This window comes from Bifidobacterium saguinibicoloris (assembly GCF_019331725.1).
Lineage (GTDB): Bacteria > Actinomycetota > Actinomycetes > Actinomycetales > Bifidobacteriaceae > Bifidobacterium > Bifidobacterium saguinibicoloris.
On the sequence record NZ_JAHBBF010000016.1, the window covers coordinates 37,144 to 56,154 of the forward strand.

Annotated in this window: 14 protein-coding genes and 1 other RNA gene; 13 read left to right on the forward strand and 2 right to left on the reverse strand. The window is 67.0% G+C overall.

The genetic code is table 11. The annotated features are described in order from the left end of the window. Nucleotides 1-10: 10 nt before the first annotated feature. Entirely contained in the window at nt 11-2,290 is a 2,280-nt protein-coding gene (locus KIH78_RS09130; protein ID WP_219132102.1) for a HelD family protein, read from the reverse strand. A gap of 447 nt (nt 2,291-2,737) precedes the next feature. Here KIH78_RS09130 and mraZ point away from each other — a divergent pair, with 447 nt between their 5' ends. The 13 genes from mraZ (at nt 2,738) to ssrA (ending at nt 17,472) form a co-directional block, all read left to right on the forward strand. Then, entirely contained in the window at nt 2,738-3,223 is a 486-nt protein-coding gene (mraZ, locus tag KIH78_RS09135) for a division/cell wall cluster transcriptional repressor MraZ (protein WP_214315404.1), read from the forward strand. Then, complete coding sequence (rsmH, locus tag KIH78_RS09140) at nt 3,223-4,260, forward strand: 16S rRNA (cytosine(1402)-N(4))-methyltransferase RsmH (RefSeq protein ID WP_219132103.1); 1,038 nt, start codon at nt 3,223-3,225, stop codon at nt 4,258-4,260. Before mraZ ends, rsmH begins: the two co-directional genes overlap by 1 nt. Nucleotide 4,261: 1 nt before the next feature. Next, the gene (ftsL, locus tag KIH78_RS09145; protein WP_219132104.1) at nt 4,262-4,723 is read left to right on the forward strand and encodes a cell division protein FtsL; all 462 of its coding nucleotides are present in this window, start codon (nt 4,262-4,264) and stop codon (nt 4,721-4,723) included. Continuing rightward, nucleotides 4,720-6,528 carry a peptidoglycan D,D-transpeptidase FtsI family protein gene (locus tag KIH78_RS09150; RefSeq protein ID WP_219132105.1) on the forward strand — a complete coding sequence of 603 codons (1,809 nt, stop codon included), beginning with the start codon at nt 4,720-4,722 and terminating at the stop codon, nt 6,526-6,528. Before ftsL ends, KIH78_RS09150 begins: the two co-directional genes overlap by 4 nt. 21 nt (nt 6,529-6,549) lie before the next feature. After that, a complete protein-coding gene (locus tag KIH78_RS09155; RefSeq protein ID WP_219132106.1) occupies nt 6,550-7,440 on the forward strand; it encodes a UDP-N-acetylmuramyl peptide synthase in 891 nt (296 codons plus the stop codon). A 123-nt stretch (nt 7,441-7,563) separates the two neighbouring features. Beyond that, nucleotides 7,564-9,054 (forward strand): UDP-N-acetylmuramoyl-tripeptide--D-alanyl-D-alanine ligase, encoded by a 1,491-nt coding sequence (locus KIH78_RS09160; RefSeq protein WP_219132116.1) that lies wholly within the window; start codon nt 7,564-7,566, stop codon nt 9,052-9,054. 82 nt (nt 9,055-9,136) lie between these two features. Continuing rightward, entirely contained in the window at nt 9,137-10,243 is a 1,107-nt protein-coding gene (mraY, locus tag KIH78_RS09165; protein ID WP_214315312.1) for a phospho-N-acetylmuramoyl-pentapeptide-transferase, read from the forward strand. A 95-nt stretch (nt 10,244-10,338) separates the two neighbouring features. Continuing rightward, entirely contained in the window at nt 10,339-11,790 is a 1,452-nt protein-coding gene (murD, locus tag KIH78_RS09170; protein ID WP_219132107.1) for a UDP-N-acetylmuramoyl-L-alanine--D-glutamate ligase, read from the forward strand. Beyond that, on the forward strand, nt 11,777-13,042 hold the full coding sequence (locus KIH78_RS09175; RefSeq protein ID WP_219132108.1) for a peptidoglycan glycosyltransferase FtsW: 1,266 nt from the start codon (nt 11,777-11,779) through the stop codon (nt 13,040-13,042). The genes murD and KIH78_RS09175 overlap by 14 nt, the downstream gene beginning before the upstream one ends. Before the next feature lie 32 nt (nt 13,043-13,074). Beyond that, nucleotides 13,075-14,232, forward strand: a complete 1,158-nt coding sequence (locus KIH78_RS09180) for a UDP-N-acetylglucosamine--N-acetylmuramyl-(pentapeptide) pyrophosphoryl-undecaprenol N-acetylglucosamine transferase (RefSeq protein WP_219132109.1) — start codon at nt 13,075-13,077, stop codon at nt 14,230-14,232. 114 nt (nt 14,233-14,346) lie between these two features. Further along, nucleotides 14,347-15,918, forward strand: a complete 1,572-nt coding sequence (gene murC / locus KIH78_RS09185) for a UDP-N-acetylmuramate--L-alanine ligase (RefSeq protein WP_236034550.1) — start codon at nt 14,347-14,349, stop codon at nt 15,916-15,918. Next, on the forward strand, nt 15,918-16,946 hold the full coding sequence (locus KIH78_RS09190; protein WP_219132111.1) for a cell division protein FtsQ/DivIB: 1,029 nt from the start codon (nt 15,918-15,920) through the stop codon (nt 16,944-16,946). Before murC ends, KIH78_RS09190 begins: the two co-directional genes overlap by 1 nt. A gap of 129 nt (nt 16,947-17,075) precedes the next feature. After that, nucleotides 17,076-17,472: a transfer-messenger RNA gene (gene ssrA / locus KIH78_RS09195) on the forward strand. 392 nt (nt 17,473-17,864) lie between these two features. Here ssrA and KIH78_RS09200 read toward each other — a convergent pair. Next, nucleotides 17,865-18,845: a Fic family protein gene (locus KIH78_RS09200; protein ID WP_236034551.1), complete on the reverse strand. Its 981-nt coding sequence runs from the start codon at nt 18,843-18,845 to the stop codon at nt 17,865-17,867. Nucleotides 18,846-19,011 lie beyond the last annotated feature (166 nt).

Sequence of the window (19,011 nt, forward strand, 5' to 3'; positions counted from 1 at the left end):
ATGACCCACCTTAGAGTTCCAGATTCTTTTCGTCCACCGCGGTCCGCACGATGGCCAGACGCTGCGTGGGCCTAGTCATCGCCACATACAGGTCGGCCGCCGCCACCAGGCGGCTCGGCGCCTCCTGGTCGATGAGCCCCGGCTCCACCAGTACCACCGCGTCGTATTCCAGACCCTTCACCGTCTCCGTGTCGCACACGTCGATCTGACGGTCCCACGGGTCCTGCTCGGCGAGACGCGTCGCCTCGTCCTCGCCGAGCGTGCGCGCGATCCAGCCGCGCACCGAGGCGCGCAGCCCCTCGATGAGACGATGCGGCGCGATCACGGCCACGCGTCCCGTGCCGTCCTGCGCCACGAACTCCTTCGTCAGCGCGGCGGCCTCGCGGCCGACGGCGTCGGCCAGATCCTCCGCCGAAGGCACGGTGGTCCGGGACACCGAATCCGGGATGGTGCGCACCGCATGCACCGTGGAGATGTACAGCCCCTGCGCGGAGGCGAACCGGCCGGCGAGGTCGGACACCTCCTGCGGGTTGCGGTAGTCGATGGTCAGCTCGTTGAGGTCCCAGCGGCCATGGCCGAAGAGACGGTCCATCGTCCTGGCCCAGGAACGGGTGCCTCCCAGCGCGCTCGTCTGCGCCACGTCCCCCACGATGGTGAAGGAGCGGGACGGGCAGCGGCGCATGAGCATGCGCCAGTCCATGGCGGTGAGCTCCTGCGCCTCGTCGACCACGATATGGCCGTACACCCATTCGCGGTCGCTGCCCGCGCGCTGCGCGGTGGCCTCGACGTCGAACCCGTTCATCTGGTCCACGAGCATCTGCGAGGTGACCAGGCCGGTGCCGATGCCGTTCTGGGCGAGCGTGTCCTGCGCGAACCGCAGTTCCTCGGACTGCTTGGCCTCCTCGCGCCTGCGCCGCGCCGCGACCTTCGGGTCGTCGCCCAGCAGCTCCAGCGCCTCGTCGAGCAGCGGGACGTCGGAACGGGTGAGCGGGGCGCCGTGCGGGCGCGTCAGCGCGGCGATCTCCTGTTCGTCCAGCCACGGCGCGTAGCGGCGCAGCTTGGCGGGCTTGGAGAACATGTCGTCGAGCAGCCAGGCGCCGTTCATCGGCAGCCAGGCGAGGTTCAGCGCCACGCGCACCTGGTCGTTCATGCGCAGCAGGGAGACGGCGCGGTTGATCTCGTCCTGGTCGGGCGTGTAGTCCAGCTGCTCCGTGTAGCGGATGCGCATGGCCGAGATCATCGATTTGACGAACGTCTCACGGGCCTTGTTGTGCGGATTGCGGGTCCGACGCGCGTCCGCGATCGCCTGCTCGATGTCCGTGGCGAGCATCGGCACCGGGATGCCGCTGATCTGCACCGTGGGCAGCCGGTCGGGCACGCGTTCGCGTGCGGCCACCGCGTTGCGGATGGCGTTGGCCATGCGCCGGTCGCCCTTGAGCTGGGCGACGTACGGGGTGTCCACGGCCGTCGCGTTCACGCCCGGGATGAGGTCGGCGATGGTGCGGGACACCACGCCGGTCTCGCCGAGCGAGGGGAGCACCTGATCGATGTAGTGGAGGAACGTGGAGCTCGGGCCGACGACCAGCACGCCGGAGCGTTCCAGCGTGCGCCTGTGCGTGTACAGGAGGTAGGCGGCGCGGTGGAGCGCCACTGCGGTCTTGCCGGTGCCGGGGCCGCCCTGAACCACCACCGCGCGGTTCAGCGGGGAGCGGATGATATGGTCCTGCTCCGCCTGGATGGTGGCGACGATGTCGGTCATCTTGCCGGTGCGGCGGCTGCTCAGCGAGGCGAGCAGGGCTCCCTCGCCGGTGAGCGTGCCGGATTCCGAGGCCTCGCCCACCTGATCGGAATGCACGTCGAGCACCTCGTCCTCCACCGCGACGACGTCGCGGAAGCTGAGGGTGATGTGGCGACGCATCACGATGTCGCCGTGATGCGACGGCGTGGCCTCGTAGAAGGGACGTGCGGCCTTCGCACGCCAGTCCGTGAGCATGGACTCGTGGTTCGTGTCCGACAGGCCGATGCGTCCGATGTAGCGTCTTCCGCCCGTGTTGTCGTCGAGCCTGCCGAACACCAGACGGTCCTCCACCGCCCGCAGCTGGGTGAGGCGGTCCTCGTACATGGTGGCGAAGGAGTCCCGTTCGGTGCGTTGCGTGGGCGATCCATGCGAGCCGGCCGCGCGCACCGCGTCCAGACGTTGGCGGGCCTCGGCGCGCAACGCGTCCAGACGGTCGTAGGCGCGCGTGACGGCGCGCTGCTCCTCCTCAAGTTGCGAGGCGTAACTCGACATATTGTCCGTTTCCCCTTGTGTCTTCACGAAAAACTCAGGCATTCCAATGTACTCCCAGCCCCGAACGACGCTCCGCGTCGTCCCGCAGACCCGGTGAACACCTCGTGAACTCGCTTCAGACAGCCCGGCGGCCCCGTCCGGCATCCCTCCTCGTGGGGTTTCCGACGTGAAAAAGAGGAAAATGTGTGGTCCGGTGGGGGAAAATGGGGAGCTGTGGGGTAAAGTGGGGAAGCAGTGTGGTCGTGGTGTCCCCAAGGCGGCGTTAAGGAGGTGGGGCGGATGACCGGCCAAGTCAATGATTCCAACGGTTTCGCCCCCACCTGGCCCATGGGGGCCGGCGGCGACGGCTCCGCGGCGTACGGCAACGCCGGGGCCATGGGCGTGCCCGGCGGGGCCGCCATGGCGCAGGGACAGTACCCGATGGGCGTGCCGCAGGGGGCGAACCCCATGGCGGGCATGCAGCAGCCGATGCCGCAGCAGGCCATGGCGCTGCCGCCGCTGCTCCTCGGCACCTACACGCCGAAGATCGACGCCAAGGGACGCATGGCTCTGCCGGCCAAGATGCGCGGGCAGCTCGGCGACGGGCTCGTCATGGCGCGCGGCCAGGAACGGTGCGTGTACCTCCTGCCCGTCATGGAGTTCAGACGCATCGCCATGCAGATCCAGCGCACGTCCATGGGCAACAAGGCCGCCCGTGAATACCTGCGCGTCTTCCTCTCCGGAGCCGTGGACCAGGAACCGGACAAGCAGGGACGCGTGCTGGTGCCCCAGATGCTGCGCGACTACGCGAACCTCGGCAGCGACATCGTCGTGATCGGCGTGGGCACAAGGGCCGAGATCTGGAACCGTGAGGCCTGGGAGGCGTACCTGGCCGAGAAGGAACAGCATTACGCCGACATCGCGAACGACGTACTACCGGAGGTGGATTTCTGATGGACGCGAGCACAAGGGACCTGGGTGCGATTCACCAGCCGGTGCTGCTGGAGGAATGCGTGCGTCTGGTGACCGGAGGGCTCGACGGCCTGCGGTCACCGGTCATCGTCGACTGCACGCTCGGACTGGCCGGTCATGCCACCGCATTCCTCAAAGCCGCGCCGAACGCGCGCCTCGTCGGCATCGACCGCGACGCCGAGGCGCTCGGCCTCGCCACCGAACGCATGACCCGCGAAGGCCTCGCCGACCGGTTCATCCCCGTCCACGCCGCCTTCGACGAATTCACCGAAGCGCTCGACGCACACGGTCTGGGACGCGTCGACGCGGCGTTCATGGACCTCGGCCTGTCCAGCCTGCAGATCGACGAGACGGAACGCGGCTTCTCCTACTCGCACGACGCGCCGCTCGACATGCGCATGGACGTCGGACAGACGCTCACGGCGGAACGCATCCTCGCCGAATACGACGAACGCGACCTCACGCGGATCTTCCGCACCTACGGCGAGGAACGCTTCGCACGGCAGATCGCACGCGAGATCTGCCGCCGCCGGGCCGAACATCCGCTGCACACCTCGGCGCAGCTGTCCGAACTCGTCGACGAGACCGTCCCCAAGGCGCACCGGCCGGCCGGCAACCCCGCCAAACGCGTCTTCCAGGCGCTGCGCATCGAAGTGAACGGCGAACTCGACAAGCTCGCCGGCACCCTGCCCCAGATAGCGCTCCGCCTCAACGGCCACGGCCGCATCGTCGTCGAGTCGTACCACTCGCTGGAGGACAAGACCGTCAAGACGTTCATGGCACAGGGCCTCAAGGCAGACGTGCCCCCGGACATGCCCGTCATCCCGCCGGACGCGCGCCCGTTCTTCAAGGAGCTCACGCGCGGCGCGCTCAAAGCGGGGAAGGACGAGATCGCAACCAACCCACGATCGGCTTCCGTACGGCTGCGCGCCGTGGAGCTGACCAGACCACTGCCGAAGCGGTACGTCGAATCGTTCCGCGCCGCATCGGCACGCACATCGACCGCAGGAAGGAACTGACATGGCAGCAACGGCCCGCACGGTACGTTCGAACAACAGCTCGCCCTCACGCAGACCCGAACCCGCGGACAAGCCCGCCTCCAGGCCCGAGCTGCGCGTCGTCAACGGCGGACGGCAGGACGGCGCGACCCTCGCCGAGGGATTCGGGCGGATCATGGAATGGATCCGCAACCGCAGCGCCCCCACGGTGCACATCGTCATCGCGGTGGTGTTCCTCGCCTCCAGCCTGGTCGCCGCGCTCATGCTGCGCACCCAGATGGTGAGCAACGCCTTCGAGATCTCGTCGCTGGAATCCTCCATCGGCAAGCTCACCCAGGACGTGCAGGACGACCAGGCGAAACTCGACAAGCTCCAGGCCTCGCTGCCCCAGAAGGCGAGCGACATGGGCATGGTCCCGCAGTCCAGCTCCGTTTCCATCGACCTCGACGGGTACACCGAACCCGCGGAAGGCGGACAGCAATGATCGCCACCCTCAAACGAGCCCTCTCCAGGTTCGACTCCTTCACCAGGCGGTGCGTCGTCATCGGCGCCGTGCTCGCGCTCGTGGCCGCCTCATGCCTCGTGAAGCTCGCCTCCGTGCAGCTGCTCGAAGGCCGCGCCACCGCGCAGGCCGCCACCAACTCGCGCACGTCGAAGGTCACGATACGAGCCAACCGCGGGCGCATCCTCGACGCCAACGGCACCGTGCTCGCGCAAAGCGTGGAACGCTACGACATCATCGGCGTGCCGGACGCCGCCACCGCGTTCACCCCCGTGGCATGCGGGTCGCAGCAGGCCAAGTCGCTCGGATACTGCCATCAGATCGACGGCAAGCCCGTCGGCGCCACCGGCGCCGCGGCAGTCGCGCGCCTGCTCGCCCCGATCCTCGGACTCAACGCGCAGGAGCTCGGCGCCAGCCTCAACGGCACCGGCAAGTACCTCGTCATCAAGCGCGGCGTGACCCCGCAGGTCAAACGCCGGATCGACAAGCTCGGTCTCGCCGGCATCGTCTACGGCGAACTCAGCAGCGAACGCGTCTACGCGGAGAACACGCTCATCGGCGCGCTGCTCGGCGGCGTCAACGACAAGGGCGAGGGCGTGGCCGGTCTCGAACAGACCCTGAACGGCACGCTCAGCGGCACCGACGGCTACACCGTGTACCAGCGCGGCAACGGCGGCGAGGTCATCCCGGGCACCGTCACCGCGTCCAAGGACGCGGTCGACGGCAAGGACGTGACCCTCACCATCGACTCCGACGTGGACTGGTACGTCAAGAAGGTGCTCACCGAGGACGTCTCCTCCTTCCACGCCAAGTGGGGCATCGCCATCGTGGAGAACTGCCGCACCGGCGAGATCCTCGCGCTCGAGGACAGCGACGACATCCAGGCCGGATCCGACGCCGCGAAGCTCAACGCCTCCCGGGCCGTCACCCAGACGTTCGAGCCCGGCTCCATCGGCAAGATTCCGGCGCTGGCCGCCATCCTCCAGAACGGGGCGCACAAGATCACCGACAAATTCACCGTGCCCTACGAGTACGAGAAGGACGGACAGAAGTTCCACGACTCGCACTCCCACGGCGACGAGCATTGGACGCTCGCCGGCATCCTGAGCAACTCCTCGAACGTGGGCATGGTCATGGCCGCGCAGAACGTCAGCTCCCAGCAGCGCTACGACATGCTTACCAAGTTCGGCGTCGGACAGTCCACCGGGCTGGACCTGCCCGGCGAGACCAACGGCGTGCTCGGTACCCCCGAATCATGGGACGGACGCACCAAGGACACCGTGCTCTTCGGACAGGGCTACACGGTCAACGCCCTGCAGCTGAGCCGCATGGTCAGCGTCATCGCCAACAACGGCGTCAACCGCGGGCAGACGATCGTCAAGTCCGTGACCGACGCCGACGGACACGTCGCCGACATGACGAACGACAAGGCGGACCGCGTCATCGACGCGAACGTCGCCTCCGACATCGCCAACGCGATGGAGACCGTCGGCGAGGACTACAAGTCCACCGCCGGCGTGGACGGCTACCGTGTGGCCGCCAAGTCCGGCACCGCCGAAGTGGCGGGCGCGGACGGGCGCCTGACCTCGATCGTTGCCGGCTTCTCCGGATTCCTGCCCGCGGACGACCCCCAGTATGTGATCACCGTGGTGATGCAGGATCCGGACGGCACCTACGGCGGCATCACGTCGGGTAAGCTGTTCGGACAGATCGGTGAATTCCTTATGCAGAAGTACGAGGTGGCGAATTCCAAGCCGCGTACGGATGCTATTGCAGTGGATTGGTAAACGCACGACGAAAGGGTGACTATGAGCGCAGTGAACGAGTCCATCATGCAGCGCATGACGCTCGGGCACATCGTCGAACACTACGGATGGAGCCTGGTGCCGCCGTTCGCCACGGACGTCACGGTCACCTCGCTGGCGGACGACCCGTCCTCCGTGGTGCCGGGGGCCTTGTACTACTCGCGGGACGACGTCGACGTGGAGCAGCTGCGCCAGGTGCGGCGCAACGGGGCGTACGCCGCCATCGTGCCGCACAGCAGCCGCGCCCTGCTCCCGGATGAGCCGGATATGCCGCTGCTGTTCGCCGAACCCACGGACGCGCAGCTCGGAGGATTGGCGGCGCAGATGGCGGGCAACCCGGGCAACACGCTGATCGTTTTCGCCGTCAGCGCCGGCAACCCCCAGGAGAACGTCGCCGTGGTGCACAAGCTCGCGCGCCTCCTGCACATGATCGGCAACCCCGAAGGCGTCATCAGCGTGAACGGCTCGTACTCGCTGGACCGCAAACTCGACCTCGAATACCCGCTCGGCGTGCTCGACGTGCAGCGGACGCTCGCCATATGCGCCGAGGACGGCGCTGCGGCGGTCGTCGTCGCCCTCGACGACCTGACCGTCTCGCCGCATGCGCTCGAATCCGTGAACGTCGACGTGCTCGGCTCCTCCGCACCCGCGCCGGTGAACGCGGACAAGGCCATCATCGAACGGATGCAGGCGGAATACGGGTTCCTCGCGGACGAGCAGATGAAGGTGACCACCCGCACCGAGGAATCCGACACCCTGGCCCGGCTCACCCCGAGCAACGACGACGCGGGGGAGGAGCGGCGCCTGTCGCTGGCCATCGCCATGATGCTGGCGGCCGGAGTGCGGCGCAGCAGCATCCGGAGCACGCTGCGCGTCGTGGGCGACCTGGAATAGACCCGGAATAGCGGAGGCGGCCGGGACACGGCCGGGATGATGGACGTACGCCGCGGACACGCGGCGGCATGATACGGCGGGATCCGCCGAACGAACAACGAGGAGAGGATTGTGAAGCATACGATGATGCCGATGACCATCCAGGAGATCGCGCAGGCGGTGGAGGGACGGCTCGTCGGCCCCGCCGCGGGCGTGCCCGAAGGGCCGGTGGCGGTCCACACGGTCAGCGACTCCCGCCAGGTGGGCGAGGGCACGGTCTTCGTGGCCATCAAGGGAGAACGCGTCGACGGCCACGGCTTCGTGGGCCGCGTCGGCGAATCCGGAGCCGTCGCGGCGATCGTGGACCATGAGGTGGCCGGGGCGGACATCGCGCAGATCGTCGTGCCGGACACCGTGGATGCGCTCGGCGCGCTGGCGCGCCACAACATCCGCCGCCGTCGCGAGGTCGAGGCGGACGGCGGCAAGCCGTTCACGCTGATCGGCCTGACCGGCTCCGTCGGCAAGACCACCACCAAGGACCTGCTCAAGGCGCTGCTGTCCTCCATGGACGAGACCGTGGCGCCCGTGGGATCGTTCAACAACGAAATCGGCCTGCCCCTCACCGCGTTGACCGTGGGGGAGAACACCCGCTACTTCGTGGCCGAAATGGGCGCCAACCACGTGGGCGAAATCGCGAGGCTGACCACCATCGCCCCGCCGGACATCGCCATCGTGCTCAAGGTGGGCGTGGCCCATCTGGGCGAATTCGGGTCCGTGGAGCGCATCGCCCAGGCCAAGTCGGAGATTGTGCAGGGACTCGTCCCCGGTGGCGTCGCCGTGCTCAACGCGGACGACGCGCACGTGGCCGCCATGGCGGGCATCGCCCCGGGCAAGGTCCTGTACTTCGGCGTCGACGCAGCCAACGCGGACCGTGACGCGCTGCACGCGACCGACCTCACCGTCGACGGCCTCGACCGTCCGTCGTTCACGCTCGTCGCCGACGACGGCGACCGTGCGCCGGTGACGCTCGGCATCCCCGGCGCGCACAATGTGATGAACGCGCTGGCCGCCGCCAGCGTCGCCCGGCTGCTCGGCATGCCGCTCGCGGACATCGCCCGCGTCCTCGGCGAACAGCGCCGCATCAGCCCCCACCGCATGGCCGTGTCCTCCGTCGAACACGATGGCGCGACCTTCACGCTCATCGACGACTCGTTCAACGCGAACCCCGATTCGATGCGGGCCGGGCTCGACGGCCTCGCACGGTTCGGCACGCAGGACGGGCGCACCCCCCACAGGATCGCCGTGCTCGGCGCCATGCTGGAACTCGGCGGCGACGAGGAAGGCCTCCACCGCGGCATCGGAGCCTACGCGGCCGGTCTCGGCCTCGACCACATCATCGCCGTCGGCAGCGCCACGGACGCGCGTTTCGACGCGCTGGCCGAATCCATCGCCCACGGCGCCATCGAGGCGGCCGGCGGTGACCTGCCGGTAGACTGGGTCCACGACGCAGGCCAGGCGGACGAGCTCGTCAAGCGCATCGCCCGCGACCATGCGGACACCGTCGTGCTGCTCAAGGGCTCCCACGCCTCCGGCCTCAGTGCGCTGGCCGAACGCTGGACGCCGGACCGGGCCTGACCGCGGAAGACGCGGACGGACGCGGCGGACGGCCGACCATGGCCGCCCGTCATAGGAACAAGAGGGAAAAGGAACACGCCAAGTGATTGCGCTCATCATAGGAATGCTGGTGTCGTTGTTCGTCACGATCGTCGGCACGCCGATGCTCATCAGGCTGGTGCATAAGCTGCACTACGGCCAGTACATCCGCCAGGACGGCCCCAAGTCGCATCAGATCAAGCGCGGCACGCCCACGCTCGGCGGCGTGGTCATCAACCTGGCCATCCTGCTCGGCTGGTGCGCGTCCGCGCTCTACCGGTACCTGCGCATCGGCGACGTGCCCTCCTGGTCCGCCGTCCTCGTGCTGTTCGCCATGCTCTCCATGGGCGTGCTCGGCTTCATCGACGACTTCGCCAAGGTGCGTAAGAAGCAGAACGAGGGACTGACCGTGCGCGGCAAGTTCATCGGCCAATTCATCCTCGCCACCGTCTACGCGGTGCTCGCGCTCGTCATCCCCACCAAAAGCGGGTTCCCCAGCGCCCAGGCCGGCATGAGCTTCATCGAGACCCCGTTCCTCAGCTTCGAATTCGCGGGACGCCTCGTGGCCATCGTCCTGTTCGTCGTCTGGGTGAACTTCCTCATGGCCGCATGGACCAACGCGGTCAACCTCACCGACGGCCTCGACGGCCTCGCCGCGGGCTCCTCCATGATCGCGTTCACCGGCTATGGCGTCATCGCGTTCTGGGAAAGCTACCATCTCAAGGGCGCCGGCCACTCCGGCTACGCCTACGCGGTCTCCGACCCGCTCGACCTGACCATCATCGCGATCTGCGCCGCAGTGGCATGCTTCGGGTTCCTGTGGTACAACACCAACCCCGCCTCCATCTTCATGGGCGACACCGGCTCCCTGGCCCTGGGCGGCCTGTTCGCCGCGCTGTCCATCGCCACGCACACTGAGTTCCTCGCCGTCATCCTCGGCGGCCTGTACGTCATCGAGGCGATGAGCGACGTCATCCAGGTCGGCTACTTCAAGGCCACGCACAAGCGCGTGTTCAAGATGGCGCCCATCCACCACCACTTCGAACTGTGCGGATGGCAGGAATCCAAGGTCGTGGTGCGCTTCTGGATGATCGAGCTCATGTTCGTCCTCACCAGCCTCGTCGTGTTCTACGGCGACTGGGCCACACGCTCCGGTCTGCTGTTCAGCTGACGGGGAACCGCATACGGCCGTCCGCGACGCGGGCGGCCGTAACATTCATGCACATTCGGCTGGAATAATGCCGCTGGAACGATTAGGGGGTCATTATGGACATCAATGGCAAGACCGTGGTCATCGCAGGACTCGGCGTATCCGGCACGTCGCTGGCGGAAGTGCTCAGGGAGCTCGGCGCGCACGTGATCGGTGTGGACGAGCGCAAGCCCGACGCCGACCTCGATTCCTTCGACAAGGTGGATTGGGACGGCGTGGACTACGTCATGTCGTCCCCCGTGTTCAACCCGCGCACCCCGTTCATCCTGGAGGCGCAGCGCCGCGGCATCCCGGTGATGAGCGAAGTGGAGTTCGCCTGGCGGCTGCGCGTCGACTCGGCCCGCACCGGCAAGCCGGCCGCATGGATCGGCATCACCGGCACCAACGGCAAGACCTCCACCACGGAGATGACCTCCGAGATGCTCGGCGCATGCGGCTATGACGCCCCCACCGCAGGCAACATCGCCTCCGGCAACATGGCCATGTCGCTGTCCCGCTGCGCCACCAACCCCGCCCATGATGTGCTGTGCGTCGAACTGAGCTCGTTCCAGCTGCACTTCACCGACTCGCTGGAACTCGACTGCGCTGCCATCACCAACATCGCCGACGACCACCTCGACTGGCACGGCGGACGCGAGAACTATGCCGCGGACAAGGCCAAGGTGTACCACGGCGTCAAACGCGCGCTCGTCTACAACGCGGACGACGCCCTCGTGACCCGCAAGGCGATGGAGGCGGAGCCCGCCCCCGGCTGCCTGAAGGTCGGATTCACGCTCCACGAGCCGAAGGCCGGACAGATCGGCGTGGACGACGGATGGATCGTGGACCGGAGCGGCGTCGCCGGAGGCAGGGTCGGTGAGCCGATCCGCCTGGCGCGCGTCCTCGACTTCTCGCATCTGGCCGAGCCGGACGGCACCATCTACCCGCATCTGCTGGCGGACTCGCTCACTGCGCTCGCGCTGGTGCTCGGCTTCGGCGCCGACCGCGAGAAGGCCGTCGCGGCATTGAAGGCGTTCAAGCCCGGCGGACACCGCATCGCCACCGTCGCCACCCTGCCCGGTGAGGGACCGGCCGACGCCATCCGCTTCGTCGACGATTCGAAGGCCACCAACGCGCACGCCGCCAACGCCTCGCTCTCCAGCTTCGCCCCCGGTTCGGTCGTCTGGATCGCAGGAGGCCTCGCCAAGGGCAGCCGGTTCGAACACCTCGTGGCGGACCGCAAGGACATCATCAAGGCCGCGGTGATCATCGGCAAGGACCAGCGTCCCATGCTGGACGCCTTCGCCGCGTCCGCACCCGACATTCCGCTCACCGTCATCGACCCCGAACCGAACGACGACGTCATGGAACGTGCGGTGCAGGCCGCCGGCGAATTCGCGAAGCCCGGCGACGTGGTGCTCATGGCACCGGCATGCGCCTCCATGGACCAGTTTGTCTCCTACGCGGACCGCGGCGACCGCTTCGCCGCGGCGGCGAAGCGGTGGGTGCAGGCGCATGGCGGACGCTGACCGTCATCGACGCGCGGACCGGAACCGGTCCGATCGCCCGGAACGTCCCGGACGCGCATCCGCCCCGGACAGGCGTGATCCCGCCGCCGCGGTGACCGGCTGGCGCAGCCTGCTCAACCCTCTGTGGTGCTACCACGGATTCCGCATGGCCGTGCTCGGGTTGAGCGTGTTCGGCGTGATCATGGTGTTCTCCAGCTCCGCGGTATCCGCCGCCTCATCAGGCAAATCGCCGTTCATGGAGTCCATGAGCCAGCTGCTCTTCTGCCTGATAGGTCTTGTGGCCGGATTCGTCTGCGCGCTGGTGCCCGTGACGATCTACCGCAGGTGCGGCTTCTTCCTGGTCTGTGCGGCCATGTGCATCCAGATGCTCACCTTCACGTCCCTGGGCGTGGGCCAGTACGGCAACAACGGCTGGATCCGCCTGTTCGGCTTCACCGTCCAGCCCGCCGAATTCGTCAAATTCGCGCTATGCATCTGGCTGCCGTCCGCGCTGATCGCGGCTAGGGCGAACTACCGCAAGGCGAAGGACCTCAAGGGACAGCTCAAGGCGTATCTGGGCGTCGTCGGCGTCTATGGCCTATGCCTGCTGCTCATCCTCGGCGGCAAGGACCTCGGCACCGCCATGATCGTCGTGTTCATCGGTGCGGTGGCCTTCCTCATCGCCGGATTCCCGGGCGTGTGGATGGCCATTGGGGCCTTCGTGATGGGAGTGGCCGTGGTGGCGCTCATCGCCTCCAGCCCGAACCGTCGCGAACGCGTGCTCGCCGCATACACTACGTGCTCCGCCGCCGACGCGCAGAACATCTGCTACCAGTCCACGCACGCCAAATACGCCATCGCCTCCGGCGGCGTCTTCGGCGTCGGCCTCGGCAACTCGCGTGAGAAATGGAACTACCTGCCCGCAGCGCACAACGATTTCATCTTCGCCATCATCGGCGAGGAGACCGGGTTCATCGGGTGCGTGATGGTGATCGCCATCTTCGTGATCCTCGGATGGTGCCTCATCTTCAGCGCGCTGCAGCTCAAGGACCGCTACAGCGCCATGGTCCTCGTGTGCATCGCCGTCTGGATCGTGGGGCAGGCGCTCGTGAACATCGGCGTGGTGGTCGGACTGTTCCCCGTCTTCGGCGTGCCGATGCCGTTCGTGTCCGCCGGCGGCTCCTCGATGATCATGTGCCTGGCCATATCCGGCGTGGCATTGGGACTGCTGCGCCAGCAACCCGAGATCAAAGCCGACGTGTCACGCCTGTAGAACAGGCGAGGGGGCGACTATGCTCGTACACCATGAAGCATATCGTCCTCGCCGGCGGCGGCACCGCCGGACACGTCAACCCGTTGCTCTCCGTGGCCGATGCGATCGGCAGGGTCGATCCGGAAACCCAGGTGACGGTGGTCGGCACCGCGGTTGGGCTGGAGAAGGACCTCGTCCCGGCCGCCGGCTTCGAACTCGACACCATCGAGAAGGTGCCGTTCCCGCGCCGTCCCAACCTGTACATGCTCCGGTTCCCCGCGAAATGGGCGGCCGAGACCCGCAAGGTGAGGAGCATCCTCGAAGAGCGGAAGGCGGACGTCGTGGCGGGCTTCGGCGGCTACGCCTCCGCGCCCGTGTACGCCACCGCTCACAAGATGGGCATCCCCATCGTCATCCACGAGCAGAACGCGCGTGCGGGCATGGCGAACAAACTCGGCAGCCGATGGGCCGAATTCATCGGCACCGTCTACGACGGCACCGGCCTCAAGCCGGCGAAGGGCGGTTCCATCGAACGCGTGGGCCTGCCGCTGCGTCCCGCCATCGCCTCGCTCGTCGACGACCTCACCGCCGACCGGTCCGCGGCACGCCGCAAGGCGGCCGCCGAACTCGGCGTGGACGCGGACCGTCCGCTCGTGCTCGTCACCGGCGGCTCCCTCGGCGCCGCCAGCATCAACCGGGCCGTCGCCGCCGCATCGGGAGACATCCTCGCCACGGCGCAGGTCATCCACCTCACCGGCAAAGGCAAGGCCGACGAAGTCCGGGAACTCGTCGGCGTGAACGCGGGCGATGGACACGTCGCCGGACTCGGCGCCGACCATGCCGGCGAAGGGGACTACCACATCGCCGAATACCTCGAACGCATCGACCTGGCATTCGCCTGCGCCGACCTCATCATCTGCCGGTCCGGCGCCGGCACGGTGGCCGAACTCACCGCACTGGGCCTGCCCGCCGTCTACGTGCCGCTGCCCATCGGCAACGGCGAACAGCGGTTCAACGCCCAACCCGTCGTCGAGGCGGAAGGCGGCGTCATGGTGGCCGATCGCGACCTGACGCCAGTCTGGGTGCGCGAGGAGATCCCCGCGCTGCTCGACGACCATGAGCGGCTGGAGACCATGGGCGCCAACGCATGGAGGTACGGCATCCGCGACGCCGCCGACACCATGGCGCGCCGCATCCTCGACCTCGCCTGAACCCGCCGCATCCCACGCCGCCCACCCCGGACATCGCACGGACGTGCGACGACGGTCGTCACACATGACCGTCACCCGGCCGCATGCGGCGGCCGTGTCATGACATGCGGCATAATGAAAACCAGTCTGACCATCCCACAAGGAGAGCGTTCCGTGACCCAAGACAGCACCTCGTCCATCATCCTCGACCCCACCAAGGCCGCATTCGGCCCGGAGGAGACCACCGATTCGCTGGGCGTCACGCACTTCATCGGCATCGGCGGCGCAGGCATGAGCGTGCTCGCCGAAATGCTGCACCAGCGCGGAGTGAAGGTCGGCGGCTCCGACCGCGCCCACAGCGCCAAGACGGACCGTCTCGAAACGCTCGGCATCCCCGTGGCATACGGGCAGCGGGCCGAGAACGTGGCCGACGCGGACACGGTCGTCTACTCCAGCGCCATCAAGCCGGACAATCCGGAGATCGTGGCAGCGCACGCTCGCGGCGCCCGCATCGTACACCGCAGCGACATCCTCGCCCTGCTCATGCACGGCCGCCGGGCGGTCACCGTGGCGGGAGCGCACGGCAAGACCACCACGAGTTCCCTGCTCTCGCACATCCTCACCTCGGCCGGACTCGACCCGAGCTTCGCGATCGGCGGATCCATCCAAGGCGCCGACGGCAAGGCCATCGACGGCGGACACGTCGGCCAGGGCGACGCCCTCATCGCCGAAGCGGACGAATCGGACGGCAGCTTCGAGAAATACCGTCCCGAACTGACCATCATCACCAACTGCGAGGCGGACCACCTCGACCATTACGGGGACGAGGCGCACTACCGCGCCGCATTCGTCGAACACGCCGGACACGTCACCGGACACGTCATCGTCTGCGTGGACGAACCGAACGGCCTCGCCGTGCTCCGCGCGCTCGAACCGGATGTCGCCAAGAAGGCCATCGCCTACGGCACGCCGACCGAACAGGAACTGGGCGACCTCAACGGGGCCTCGTACGTGCGTATCGAATCGGAGCAGGAGACGGCCGGAACCGGCGTGGAACGGTTCATGCTCCACCTGCCGGACGCCGTCACCGGAAGCGGGGACCTCGAACTGCCGGTGAGCCTCGGCGTGCCCGGCCTGCACAACGCTCACAACGCCGCCGGCGCAATCAGCGCCGCGATCCTGCTGGGGGTCGAGCCCGTCACGGCGGCGCACGCCGCCGCCGGATTCCGCGGCGCGGTACGCCGGTTCCAGGTCAAGGGCGTCGTCAAGCAGGTCACCGTCGTCGACGACTACGCGCACCATCCCACCGAAATCGCCGCGCTGCTCGACGCGGCGCGCCGCCGCTACCCGGACAGCACCATCCGCGTGTTGTTCCAGCCGCACCTGTTCAGCCGCACCAAGTTCTTCGCCCGCGAATTCGCCCAGGCGCTGTCCAAGGCCGACGACGTGATCGTCACCGGCATCTTCCCCGCACGCGAGAAGCAGGCCGACTTCCCGGGCGTCGGCCCGCTCACCATCGTGCGTGAGGCGCAGGGCATGACCGGCGTGGAATTCCGCGCCGTCGACGACATGGAACTCGCCGCGCGCATGATGGCGATGCGCGCGCACCACGGCGACGTCGTGTTCACCGTGGGCGCCGGCGACATCACCGACATGGACGAGGTGATTCTCCACGCGCTCGAGGCGCACCGCGAAAGCTGCGATTGATGGCGGGACGGGTCGTCAGCTCCGGCGGGGCCGGAGCCGGGTCCGCAGACGGATCCTCCAAGCCGCGACGTGACGGCGGCGTGCCGGAGCGCAGGCCCCGCAGAACCGTATCCGGCACGCGCGGGCGTGACGGGAACGGCGGCAGGGGAGTAGCGGACTCCAAGACGCAGCCGGGCGCGTTCGTCGACGCCAGACGGCTGCGCAGCGAAGACCTCGTCGCCAAGACGCTCAAGGAGAACTCCGGGGCGCTGGGGCTCGTCACACGCCCCAAGATCGTGGATTTCACCGCACGAGCCCGTGAACGCAAACACGCCACCGTCCGTGTGATGGCGCTGCGCATCCTCGCCATAGTCCTCGCGGTCGCCGCCGTGACGGGATTGGGCTGGCTGCTGTTGCTGTCGCCGGTGCTTCGGCTCGATTCCTCGCAGGTCACGGTCCAGGGCGCCAACGAATGGGTGAGCGAAACCGACATCCGCTCCATCGTGGACGAGCAGGCCGGTAAATCGCTGCTGCTGGTCAACACGCAGCAGATGACGGACAGCATGGGGTCGATTCCCGGCGTCACCAGCGCCAAGGCCACGAAACAGTACCCGCACGGACTGGCCGTCACCATCAAGGCGCAGCGTCCCGCCGCGATGCTCAAGGAGACCGGTTCCGATTCGCTGACCGCCGTGGACTCCCAGGCGCGGGTCCTCAACTCCGTGGCCGGGGCCTCGGCCACCGGAATCCCGGTCATCGAAGTGTCCAGCGTGGAGAAGGGACTGAAGAATCGGGCCGTCAAGGAGACGTTGAAGGTGCTTGACTCCCTGCCCGAGTCGCTGCGAGGGAAGATCACCAAGGTCACGGCGGATACGCAGGATTCGGTCACCACCGAGCTTGAAGGCGGCAAGCACGTCATCGTCTGGGGGGACTCGTCCGACATGAAGCTCAAGAAGGCCGTGGTCGACAAGATTCTCTCCGACCCGAACGTGATCGGTGACAAGACCCAGGTGGACGTCTCCGCGCCGTTGCGGCCCGTGCTGCGGTGACGTGGTGATTCGGTGACGTGGTGATGAGGCGGTGGCCGATGAGGCCATGGCGCGCCGGGTTGCGATAAGTCGACTGGAGGCGTATCCTGAAAAGTCCGGTCGAAAGGCCGGGGTTTGATAATTCAACATGGGGATGATCGGTTTCGACGGTGACCTGTTCGTCGCAGGGAAGCGTGCCGAGAACGCCGGGTCCGCTCGTGGATGCCCCCGGCAAAAGAATAAGTGCTAAATCTAACCGCACTGAGTTCGCTCTCGCTGCCTGAGCTTCGCGCCAGGATTAACCAGTGAGCAGCCGCTCCGTTCACTCCTCCTCGTCTTCGGGAGGATGCTGAGCGTCGTTTAGAGGACTTGCTGATGAGGCTGAGCCACAGGGCCTCACCGGGACTTTGACTGCGGATATGCTCGCCAACGGTTGTCTGCGGCACAGTTGGGGGCAGAAAAACTGCCGCACGGCCAGCAGACTACGCACGTAGAAGACTGAGGGTACGGTCATCGGACCGGGGTTCGATTCCCCGCATCTCCACGGACATGAAACGCCGCTCCACACGGGGCGGCGTTTTTTCGTTGGAATACCAACGTTTCGAGGCGTCCTCCGCGTTCTCCGGCATGCTGTTCCGGACCATAACGGACCCCTTCGGAGGGTGGTATGTGTGGTAAATGGTGTGGTAGGAAAACCATGTCAAATCGAGGCCGGGACCCGCGCATGGCTCAGGAGGGCCAAGATCAGCATCGAAGCGGAATCAAGGCAGACCGAACGCGGGAACAAACGATTCGAACGACAACTGCACGAACCGACCGGCAAAGGATGAGAACTACCCGCGGACGGTGCCCCCGAACCTGGAATGCCCTGACAGGAGCGACTGACCCAACCCACGAAACAAAGTCCCGGCGCTCGCAGGCAGGCGCCGGGGACGGCCCTCATTCGTTGTCTTCGCCGGAATCCTGCAACAGGGCGCTCGCCGTTTCGCGCACGAGGGAATACCGTGCCGGCCTCACGCCCAGATGTGTGACCACGCCTGAGGTTTCAAGGCCATCGAGGGCCTGTGTGACGCGTTTACGCCCCATCCGGAGTCCCTCACCCAATTGCTTTCTGGTGACGATGTGAGGGTCGACGCCGAACAGCTCCTCCTGAATCAGTACGGCCACGATGTCGCCTTCTTCGTTCGTCCAGGCGTTCTTGGCCTGGATGTCGTTGAGACGGTCGAGGGCGCGTGCAAGCCTATGTCGTTTTTCGGACAGGTCGTCGATGATGTGTTTCTGCGCTTCGGCGACGAATTTCATCATCCGGTAGACGAACAGGCTGGCATCCAGTCGGTTCAACGGGTGCTGCGCGTCCTCGAACGCCCTGTAGTAGCGGTCCTTGCCGTCGGAGATGACCGGGCTGAGACTGATTGCGGTGGGAATGCTCAGATGCTGGCGCAGCTGCAGGGCGAACAGGAAACGTCCGGTCCTGCCGTTGCCGTCGTAGAACGGGTGGACGTACTCGAATGCGAAATGGCATAAGGCGGCACGAATCAGCGGTGGAACGTCCCTGTTGCGGGAAAGCGCGAGCCATTGGGTGAGCGCGACCTTGATTTCCGATTCCGGCGTGATGCCGGTATGGATGCGGCGTCCTGTGGCCCGGTCGTCGATGTAGACGGGGCCTTTACGGAACAGGTCGCCATCCGGTTCGTCCCCGGAGGCAAGCTCGCCGGCCATGACACGGTCGTAGATGTCCCTGATGTCCTCGAGTGTTCCGGGCATGGCGTAGCGCGCCGGGTCGTCGCTCCCAAGCGCGAGGAACAGTTTGGCGAACTCGCTGAACCGTTTGTGCGGGCCGTCGCCGACGGCGGCCTCCAACGCCTCGCTGATCTCCTTGCGTGTGGAGCGTACGCCCTCGATGCCGTTGGTGCTCTGCATCTCCGCACCGATGAGGTCGAACAGATAGGCGCGGCGCGCTGTGTCTGTTCAATAGAAAGTGGGCCGTGTGAGCGTGTGGAAAGTCTCCATGTGAGCGGCAGGATTTAGTCCACTTCGGCGTGTGGTGAGAAATGAACACCGGCCCGTCCTGCCCGGACTAGTTTCC